At 35.3% G+C, this 9,391-nt stretch carries 9 protein-coding genes and 1 pseudogene; 3 read left to right on the forward strand and 7 right to left on the reverse strand.

The features are described from left to right. Positions 1–230 precede the first annotated feature (230 nt). Together QRN68_RS20550 and QRN68_RS20555 are read right to left on the reverse strand one after the other, a co-directional pair. Positions 231–947, reverse strand: coding sequence for a toast rack family protein (locus tag QRN68_RS20550; RefSeq protein WP_285398839.1), 717 nt, complete (start codon positions 945–947; stop codon positions 231–233). Positions 948–1,496: 549 nt separating this feature from the next. After that, positions 1,497–2,708, reverse strand: coding sequence for an MFS transporter (locus tag QRN68_RS20555; protein ID WP_285398840.1), 1,212 nt, complete (start codon positions 2,706–2,708; stop codon positions 1,497–1,499). A gap of 144 nt (positions 2,709–2,852) precedes the next feature. Here QRN68_RS20555 and QRN68_RS20560 point away from each other — a divergent pair, with 144 nt between their 5' ends. Next, entirely contained in the window at positions 2,853–3,728 is an 876-nt protein-coding gene (locus QRN68_RS20560; RefSeq protein WP_285398841.1) for a LysR family transcriptional regulator, read from the forward strand. Positions 3,729–3,858: 130 nt separating this feature from the next. Here QRN68_RS20560 and QRN68_RS20565 read toward each other — a convergent pair whose 3' ends face one another. The 4 genes from QRN68_RS20565 to QRN68_RS20580 all read right to left on the reverse strand — a co-directional run bounded on the left by QRN68_RS20565 (position 3,859) and on the right by QRN68_RS20580 (position 7,064). Next, complete coding sequence (locus tag QRN68_RS20565) at positions 3,859–4,857, reverse strand: sensor histidine kinase (protein WP_285398842.1); 999 nt, start codon at positions 4,855–4,857, stop codon at positions 3,859–3,861. Next, the gene (locus QRN68_RS20570) at positions 4,854–5,525 is read right to left on the reverse strand and encodes a response regulator transcription factor (RefSeq protein ID WP_285398843.1); all 672 of its coding nucleotides are present in this window, start codon (positions 5,523–5,525) and stop codon (positions 4,854–4,856) included. The genes QRN68_RS20565 and QRN68_RS20570 overlap by 4 nt, the downstream gene beginning before the upstream one ends. Beyond that, positions 5,522–6,511, reverse strand: coding sequence for an alpha/beta fold hydrolase (locus QRN68_RS20575; protein ID WP_285398844.1), 990 nt, complete (start codon positions 6,509–6,511; stop codon positions 5,522–5,524). Before QRN68_RS20575 ends, QRN68_RS20570 begins: the two co-directional genes overlap by 4 nt. A 130-nt stretch (positions 6,512–6,641) precedes the next feature. Then, positions 6,642–7,064: a DUF1801 domain-containing protein gene (locus tag QRN68_RS20580; protein WP_285398845.1), complete on the reverse strand. Its 423-nt coding sequence runs from the start codon at positions 7,062–7,064 to the stop codon at positions 6,642–6,644. A 262-nt stretch (positions 7,065–7,326) separates the two neighbouring features. On the opposite strand from QRN68_RS20580, the gene QRN68_RS20585 reads away from it, so the two are divergent. After that, positions 7,327–7,755: an NUDIX hydrolase gene (locus QRN68_RS20585; RefSeq protein ID WP_285398846.1), complete on the forward strand. Its 429-nt coding sequence runs from the start codon at positions 7,327–7,329 to the stop codon at positions 7,753–7,755. A gap of 165 nt (positions 7,756–7,920) precedes the next feature. Here the strand turns inward: QRN68_RS20585 and QRN68_RS27150 are convergent. Next, a pseudogene (locus tag QRN68_RS27150) lies at positions 7,921–8,131 on the reverse strand (multidrug ABC transporter ATP-binding protein); the annotation flags it as partial. A 283-nt stretch (positions 8,132–8,414) separates the two neighbouring features. Here QRN68_RS27150 and QRN68_RS20590 point away from each other — a divergent pair. After that, positions 8,415–9,287 carry a tetratricopeptide repeat protein gene (locus QRN68_RS20590; protein ID WP_285398847.1) on the forward strand — a complete coding sequence of 291 codons (873 nt, stop codon included), beginning with the start codon at positions 8,415–8,417 and terminating at the stop codon, positions 9,285–9,287. The last annotated feature ends 104 nt before the right edge of the window (positions 9,288–9,391 follow it).

A 9,391-nucleotide genomic window follows, 5' to 3' on the forward strand; every position in this document is an offset into this window, starting at 1 on the left:
ACTCTTCTATCCGCCACTTTCGCTTTTATCCGTCGCCTTGGCTCTTCTATCCGTCACTTCCACTCCTCTATCCGCCGCTTCGCCGCTTCCATCCATCGCTTCTAGTTCTCCGGGCAAGATGTATTAAGCTTCCGGAAACCTTCCACCGACCGCTTGCAACGTATCCTCGGTTTGTATGTAGAACAAAAAAAGCAGACTACTTCATCCAAAGTAGCCTACTAAACTTTTCATTATTTATCCAATTTAAAAGTAATGTCGCCTACACCGATTTCAGAGTGCACCTCAAGCACTACATCCGCATTTTCATATGCTTCATTGACATAAACGCCATTCCCTTTTGAAATAAAATCTTCTATATTGGAAGAGCCGATGCCTTCTTCTGTCCTCAGCTTTACCCCAACCTTCGATGGTAGAACGACAGTAGTTTCACCAACACCTGTTTCAATGTTCGCTTTGAAGCTTTTTTTCCAATCTCCGCCTAAATTTACAGTGAGATCGCCAACTCCTGTTTCAATATCTAATTTTTCCAATTGCAGACCTTGTAAATCAAGTTCTGCTTCTGAGGCACCTGTTTCAACGTAGAGATCCATTGGAATATCTTCATTCAGTTGGATATCCCATGTATTTTTTATTTTTCCTAAACCTACATTAGTAGAACCTTTATGATCAATCACTACTTCTCCAGTCTTGCCGCGTAAGTCATAGTCAACTCTTGGTGCCAGTTTATTAATATTATATTGAGCAGTACCCTCAACCCAATCTTTAGCACCTTTTTTAACTGTCATATCTCCAACACCGAATTGTAATTCAACATCTAACTTCTCTGCATCATCCTTTTCAACTAAGATCGTTTCATCTTTAGTTTTGCCTGGAATGACAGAGTTGCATCCTGATAAAGCAAGTAATGAAGCACTTATTAATAATCCAAAACCGATAAATTTTTTCAATATAATTCCTCCTGCTGTATAATATACCACTAACATGATTGTATCAAAATACCAATTTATAAAAACGCCCCTCCGAATTAAATTCATCTAAGACCTAAGACGTAGTAAGGACTCATTTAACGATATGTAACGATCATGCAAAAATGAACCCTGCATTGTGGCACTTTTGCCTTCATACAGGGTTCATTTTTAAATTGTAGGTATATCACGCCTTCAAATTGGAAAGAGAAGCCTCATAGCCGCTCATATTAAAGGTGACAGTGGCTCCCCTTCAGGACAATAGCAATTAATGTTTATGGCACTTCTAAGTAAAACGAAAACTCCCGCTTCGGAAGGACTTCTTGTATCGTTACATCATCGATAATTTTTCGGAGAGCTGATTATGTGCATTCGGCATTAACGTGAAAGTTATTTTTTCACCAGCTTCTAATTTAGGGATCTTCCATGTTGAACCTGGTGCGTACCATTGTGACAGCTACCCTTCATCCGTAATTGCTTGCCAAACTGTAGCAATACTTGCTTCAATCCTAATGGAACTTTTTCCTTTATTCATATCGCATTCCTCCGATTATTGAATTCAAGCCTTTTCAAAGATCTATATAAATTAACTGCACCTAGCGCTATTATGATCGCAACTATATCCAGCGCCAATTGATAGCTTGAAAAAACTGTTACCATGAATCCAAATAACGAAGGCGCAATAACAATAAATAATTGATTCAACGTCAAGGCTGCACTTACGGTTAGACCAACATAATGGGGATTTGAACGCTCTGTCACACAAGCAATATACAATGAATACCAACCAAGCGCTACAAAGCCTAATACAAAGCAAAAAAGTAGCATTAAATTTTTCTCCTGCAATATAAAAGGCAATAGAACTGTGAAAATAACTACACTAGCCATTACTATGATTAATAGATACTCCCGTTTTTGTGCAAAAAATTGATCACTAATCCAGGCAATAGCTACCCTTCCAATCATACCTCCTAATAATACAAGGCTTAAATATTGCCCAGCCTCCGTCAATGAATAATTACCCTCTTGATGTAAATAACTCATAAAATGGGCAACAAGTATCATTTGCAAGGTCATCATGACGATACCTACAATATAAATCGGGTATAAATCTTTGTTATTTTTAATGGCACTCATCTTTTCTTTAAAGGTTACCGATGCTGCCGCCGTTGCGACATGATTTTTAGGTTCTTGATAAATAAGTAAAAAAATTAATCCACCTGCAATCGCAACCAAACCTTGTACAAGATGCACCGATGTCAGGTTATAATGGTGGTACATATATGTGAGGATGACTGATGCTAAAGCGCCGCCAATCGGAATGCCTGTTTGTCGAATGCCAATCGCCAGCCCTCGATGTTTATCTGGAAACCATTTCACGATGGCCGTGCTGCCCCCTGTTTGCGCACTTCCGTACCATATTCCTACGACTATTAATAAAAATAGTAACACCGTATAGTTATTTGCCAACATGAGCAGTAAAGCTGAGAATCCTAGTAAAATAGAGCCCCATCCGATGATTTGTTTTTCCCCTTTCTTATCCATGAAATAGCCGAACACAATCATGGAAAATAGCGGCCCAATATTGACAGCAGAAACGATAAATCCTGCTTGGAACGATGATAAATTCCATTCAGTTTGATAAAATGTAGCAATTGGTCCCATGCCGTACGTTACAAAAGTTGCGGCAGTTTGCGAAAGCGTAGCTACTAAAACGATGATCCATTTATAATATGTATTCATAAAAAATCCTCCAATGCCGTTACACTGATTCATTTGTGCAGTATAACTTTATATATCTAGAGTTTACGCTTGCCCAAGGAATGCGTAAAATGGAGGAAAATGATAGCGGCTATCAAAAAATTTAATAGGTGTGTGAAATACAACATGAATATAGAAGAAATAGCATTGAAAATCGAGATTTTGGAGAGGCAAAATCTTAGTAAATCCGCAGAAATGACTAATTATACCCAATCTGCCTTAACGTCTAAAGTGAAAAAAATGGAGTCTGAAATTGGTCAGGAAGTTTTTAAACGGACACCGCAAGGATTAAAAATTACGGATGTAGGCACACAATATTTAAACTTTTTAAAGCTTATGACAGAGGAATACGATGAATTTTTACAAGCAATCGGGGCCGAACAAATGATCACTAAAATTAGCTTTGGCACATCACATACAACAATCAAAATTTATGGCGCATCCATTATGCATACGTTACAAACAAATAATATACCTTTAGATGTCGATTTCACAGTAGAATCTAGTACTTCCTTAAATGAAAAAGTACACAATGCCGAAATGGATTGTGCATTAACAAGTAACCCTATTAAACATTATCCTGACTTAAATTATGACATGATTGCATCCGAAACATTTGAAGTCATATCGAATAATACACATATCATTAATTTTGAGGAACGTTCACCCGTTACACTACTTGTACTAAGTAAAGGATGTATGTATTCACGCGCGATGTCAGAATGGCTAAAAAAGCACCAAGTTCCATTTACGACGAAAGAAATAAAATCGGTGAGTAGCATTCTTGATTTCCTCCAAATAGACAATTCGATTGCTGTGTTAAATACAAAACTAATTAATTTATATAACTATACAAACATTCACTACTACAATTTACAGCAGCTCCACAACATAATAGAAACTGTCTTTATTTACAAAAAGAGCGACAGTAAACAATCTTCCATCTTTCAATTAAAACATGTCATTGAATCATTGCTTGAAGACCCTATTGAACGAAGTTAGTTCGTTCAATAGGGTCTATCTCAATTTATCGGAACTATTTTTAGATTTATCGCCCTAATTTTTAAATTTATCGGAATGATTTACAGATTTATCGGAACAATTTTAGAATTTATCACCCACTTTTCAATATTTATCGATATTCAGCGTAAGAAAAAAAATAAAAAGTCCCTTCACCAGTTGATTGTAACGTATAGGTGATATTCAATATTCTTGTTATATCGTCAATAATTTTTAAGCCTAGACCTTCGCCTACATGAGTCTGATCAAAACCAATACCATTATCAGTCATATAAACCTTGCCCTCTTTAATCGTTACCTCAAGTTTTGTAGCTTTTGAATGTTTCATTGTGTTTTGAAACACATTATCGAATAAACGTTGTAGCCATAGCTCATTGCTCGTCCATATTAAATGACTATCGTCGGCATGAAAAATTAGTTCGATGTCATGTATTCTATATAAATAGCTCCACTTTTTTATCATCGTTTCTAACAATACAGCGAGTTGGATTTCTTCATTCACAACATACGAATTTTCAATTGTATCTAAGGACTGCAAATTAAATTCATTCGTTAAGCTAGCAATATATTGAATTTGCTCGTTTAAGGACTCTACTAATTTCGGTTGTTCCTTATAGCGATCTTCTAGATAAAATAATTGTAAACGCATCGCTGTGAGCGGTGTATTAATGTCGTGTCTTAGCTTTTGTAGAAGCTCTTTTTGCAGCTCCTGTTGTTGCTTAAGCTCTAATTCCCGATAGGTAGTTCGCTCAATTAGCATATTAACTGACTGAATGAGCTGTCCAATTTCATCCTCATTGTCAACCTTTAATGTATTTGGTGTTTTTTCATTACTTGCTAAGTCACGAATGGCTTTGTTTAACATATTTATTTTAGAAAGTAATGAATTGATTGATTTCGAAAATAAAAATGCTAGCAAACATAATGATAGGAAAAACACAATTAGCATAGTTGGGTAGGCAAAAGATTCATGGAATGGCGTGCCTTTATTACGAGTTTTAAAGGCAAACTCATAAATAATGGACATTGACACACTTATTCCTAACAAGACGATCGGAACACTGACAATCGCTGAAAATAATAACAATCGATATTTTGTTTTTAACGTCATTTCTTTATGTAGGTATTTAATCGATACCCTTCTCCGTAAATATTTTGAAGGATGTTGCCTGAAGGATCATCCATTTTTGTTCTAATCTTTTTGATGTGGACATTGATAATATTATGATTTCGATCCTCAAGTGGCCATAAATAGTCAAAAAAGTGATCCTTTGTTAAAACTCTGTCCCTGTTGTCAAATAAATAGAAGAAGATTTTGCGTTCAATCGCTGTCAATGCAATTTCATCATGAATAGTATGTTTAAAAACTTTACGAAGCTCTATATCAATCAATAAATGCTGTATTTGCGTAAATGTCCCATATTGCTGCTCGAGCATTTTCTGCATTCGTAAAAGTAGCTCTCTCGGATCAAATGGCTTTGTCATATAATCTTCCCCAACCGTTAACCCTTGAAGCTTGCTGTCGATATCATTGCGAGCTGATAGGAAAATAATGGGGATATTTAAACCTAAGCTTTTAATATTCTTTGTCAGCTGATAGCCATCTTCCCCTGGGAGCATAATGTCCATAATCACTAAATCGATTTGGTGAATAATGCTCATAATTTCTTGTCCATCTGTTTTCCACACAACATCGTAACCTTCACGCTGTAGTATTTTTTGCATCAAATCGCCAATCATTAGATCGTCTTCTACTATTAATATCGTAAATCCTTTCATTCCATCGGCCTTTCTTTGTTATCGACTTTGTTCATAAATTCCATCGCCAGTTGATAAATCTCATTGGGTTTATATAAATAAATGCTATGAGTACCACTTAATTCCTTCACATCTGATATATGTATTTGCTCGGCAAATTCAGCATATTTCTGGCGATGGTACTTCGTATATTTGGAATCTTTATTTTGTTCAGCAATGGCATCAATCAATAAAATAGGTGTATCTTTTGGTTTTGGAAGCTCCTCTGATTTCACACTATTATCGTATACATGTAGTAGCTCATTTTTCATATCATCATTCAAAAATTGTTTAAAGGACAGTGCTTTATATATTTCTTTTTCTTCTTCCGTTAAAAAAGTTTGCTTGATGACTTCTTGATTATACACTTTCGAAGGGGCTAGTCGGTGTAAACCCATTTCGGTCAACAGATTTATTCCTCCAACAGTCGCTTTTTCGACCACTCCTATTTTATGCTCTATATATTGGCTTGGCAAACTGATATCAAGTGCAATAATCCCTTTAATTTCTTCAGGGTATTTTTGTGCCCAATAAATAGCTTCAACCCCCGAGATAGAATGTGGTACTAGAATATAAGGAGGCTTATTGCCACTTTGCAGGAGCGCTTCTCTTGTCTGAGCTAAAATTGTATCAATATTGCGTTCGTCGTTAGAAACATCACTATATCCATATCCAGCTCTTTCAACAACAGCAATCTTATGCTCTTGCGAAAACTTACTGTAAAGTCCTTTCATGTCATAAATAGGTGCCGCAATTCCTGAGCCTGCCATAAATACATAAGTGTCCTCGCCATCGCCCTCAGTATAAACATTCATTTTATTATGATCTACCTCAACAATTGTTCCTTTATTTTCCAAAACGTCAGATTCCTTACTTAGCTCGTATTGATGATAGATAAATATCACACTAAGCCCAAATAACATAAACGCAAAAAAGTAGATTCCTATTTTCTTAAATATTTTCTTCATATAACTCTCCTCTCAGTTGATACTTGAAAGGATACACGTTAAAAATAAATTTCTAATTAATTTTTTCAAGAAAATCAAAAAGCTGCCTAAAGTTTTCACACCACTTAGACAGCCTTTGACCCAAAAAGAATTATAGTTGGGGATAGGTTTTTTGTAAAAAGGCTACAGATTGTTTAATGAGCAACTTTAATACTTCCACATCAATATCCGCTAGCTTATTTATATAAACACAAGCTTTTCCCGTTGTATGTTTGCCAAACTCTTTTAATAATTGTTCTCGCTCACTGTCACCTGGGGCAAAATATAAACTGATTTTAGCCTTTCGAGGAGAAAATCCAACTAAAGGTGCATCGCCTTCATGTCCAGATTCATATTTGTAATGATAGCTACCAAATCCGATAATACTAGGCCCCCACATTTTCGCTTCATATCCTGTTACTTCAGTAAAAATATCCAATAGTTGGTAAGCATCTTCACGTTTCTTAGGATGATCGACGTTTTCAATAAATTCAATAACACTCTCATCCGTCTCTTTCGTTTTTAATTCGTACATGTTTATACCTCACCTTCTAAATATTAGTGCATCATAACATTTACAGAAGTTTACCACAATTGCTAATACAAACGTGGCTTTAAAACAAAGTTCGATAAGAAATCCAATTACCTTTTATGCTAATATAATTTCTTATTTCACTAACGGCACAGGTTAAGTTATATACCATTTATTTAATTGTTATAATAAAGTAAAACAGATTCACAGAACAACATATGAATCTAGCGGAGCAGGGTTTTGAAGAAGAGAATGGAGGTAGAGGATGAGAAAAGGGCAAATTCGAGCAATTGCTATTTGTATATTTAGGAAAGGCGATTCAATACTTGTCGCAGAAGGTTTTGATGAAGTTAAGAGAGATCATTACTATCGACCAATTGGCGGAGGAATTGAATACGGTGAGACAAGCTCTAAAGCAATAAAGAGAGAAGTACTTGAAGAAATCGGGGCAAATATAAATAACTTAAACTATTTAGGTACACTTGAAAACATATTTACATATAATGGTGACCTTGGACACGAAGTAGTTTTTGTTTATGATGCTGAATTTGTTGAAAAGTCTTTTTATGAAGAACCTTCTTTTTTTGGACATGAAGATAATGGTGCAACCTTCAAATTGCTTTGGAAGCCAATTAGCGATTTTTCCAAAAATAAATTAAGCTTAGTTCCAGAAGGATTATTCAATTTGCTTTAAATCACTAGATAAGGAAAGAACGATCTTAAAATTGGACAGTATTCTTGAAATAAAGCTAAAATTGTTAAGTTATACACTTGTGCTATCGGGTCCTATAGGGCATCATAGCTCGTTATAAAAGAAACTCCATTTGACTTTTTCCAAATGGAGTTTTTCTTTTTGTTATTATGTAAAGGATGAAGAGTTCAAAACTTTTTGCTGTAGATTACTATAAATTCCTTGTTTTTGCATAGTGATTCCCCCTGCTCAACAATTTCCCCTATTGAATAACAAGAATTTAGTCGGCATTTTCGATTGTTTTTAAGCGGTGAGCAATGACAAAGCTTGTGCGTTCCTGCATCAAATGCTGTTGGCCTTTTTGAATATCAACCTCTGTTTATGTATAGATGTAGCCTTCTCCAGATATCCGAATTTTCTAAAATTTCCTGGGCAATATCGAGTAGCTTTCCTTTTTGATCAGCTGGAATTTTCTCCTCTCCGCTCTTTGTATATCACATTTCTTCTAAATATTTTTGAAGAAAACTATCAAATGGCAATTGTTTTTTTGTGTCTCCTACTATTTTTTAGAGCCCGGTTGATAATTTATACTTAAATCAAAAGGAGGTTTTATCCTTTTTTTCCAGAATAATAATTATATCAAGCAGAGAAGAGGCAGAATCATGGAAAACACTAAAGATATAGCATTACAGCTACGAAGACAAGGAAAACTACAAGAATCGAAACAAATGTTTTTGACATTATTATCAAACGACCAACTCAATCCTTCCCTCCATTATGAATGTGCACGAAGCTTTGATATTTTAGCTGAAGAAACAAAGGCAATGCCATTTTATGAGCAGGCGATTGAACTAGGTTTAACAGATGAAGAACTGGAGGACGCATACGTCAAATTAGGATGCATTTATCGAACACACGAACGTTTTTTAGATGCGAAAAAACTTTTCCAAGAAGCATTCCGTAAATTCCCTAAAAAAGAACAAATGAAAATATTTTACGCCATGGCATTATATAACGTAGGAGAACACGCTGAAGCAATGGGTTTCTTAATTGACAACATCGCTTATACGACAACTAATCAAGATATATTAAAATACTATCGAACAATTACTTATCTAGGTCATCGATTAGATTCTAGTAGCGATGAAATTATTGCGCTTGATATAAATCAGCCGTTACAGCCTACTCCAACATCTATCGTAGAAAAAGTAACAGAGGGGCTTAGAAATGTTGGTCTCGGATATTTTGATACTGGTGTGGGTTTTGAATATGATGAATATTATCGTTATTTTAATGATCGAGATTTTGAAACACGAAAATGTGCCCTTGCCGCTTTTACAGTGATGCTCGGTAATTGGCATGCGCGCAGTAGTTCTACCTTTATTCCACAGCACGACCGAAAATATTTAGGTGGATATGATCCTAATGAACCGTTTCATGAATTGAACAATTACATCGAAGCCATCGTTGCTCATCATCATCAAATAAAACAAGACTTCCCTGTGATGTTTACGAAAAATGGTTTCCAGAATTAGATGCTCAACTCGTTCAAGGATTAAGGGATGAAGTATTACTTCCTAATAAATGATACTATGTCAAGAAAATGGACAGGGAAAATTGAGATTTTGCTTTAAATCTA

It is taken from the genome of Lysinibacillus sp. fls2-241-R2A-57 (assembly GCF_030209535.1).
In the GTDB taxonomy this organism is placed as follows: Bacteria; Bacillota; Bacilli; order Bacillales_A; family Planococcaceae; genus Lysinibacillus.

What these genes read in the sequence shown, in the direction of transcription:
- QRN68_RS20565 (WP_285398842.1), bottom strand. Translation starts at nt 4,857, where the DNA reads ATGACGTTAAAAACAAAATATCGATTGTTATTATTTTCAGCGATTGTC.
- QRN68_RS20575 (WP_285398844.1), bottom strand. Translation starts at nt 6,511, where the DNA reads ATGAAGAAAATATTTAAGAAAATAGGAATCTACTTTTTTGCGTTTATG.
- QRN68_RS20590 (WP_285398847.1), top strand. Translation starts at nt 8,415, where the DNA reads ATGGAAAACACTAAAGATATAGCATTACAGCTACGAAGACAAGGAAAA.
- QRN68_RS20585 (WP_285398846.1), top strand. Translation starts at nt 7,327, where the DNA reads ATGAGAAAAGGGCAAATTCGAGCAATTGCTATTTGTATATTTAGGAAA.
- QRN68_RS20580 (WP_285398845.1), bottom strand. Translation starts at nt 7,064, where the DNA reads ATGTACGAATTAAAAACGAAAGAGACGGATGAGAGTGTTATTGAATTT.
- QRN68_RS20560 (WP_285398841.1), top strand. Translation starts at nt 2,853, where the DNA reads ATGAATATAGAAGAAATAGCATTGAAAATCGAGATTTTGGAGAGGCAA.
- QRN68_RS20555 (WP_285398840.1), bottom strand. Translation starts at nt 2,708, where the DNA reads ATGAATACATATTATAAATGGATCATCGTTTTAGTAGCTACGCTTTCG.
- QRN68_RS20570 (WP_285398843.1), bottom strand. Translation starts at nt 5,525, where the DNA reads ATGAAAGGATTTACGATATTAATAGTAGAAGACGATCTAATGATTGGC.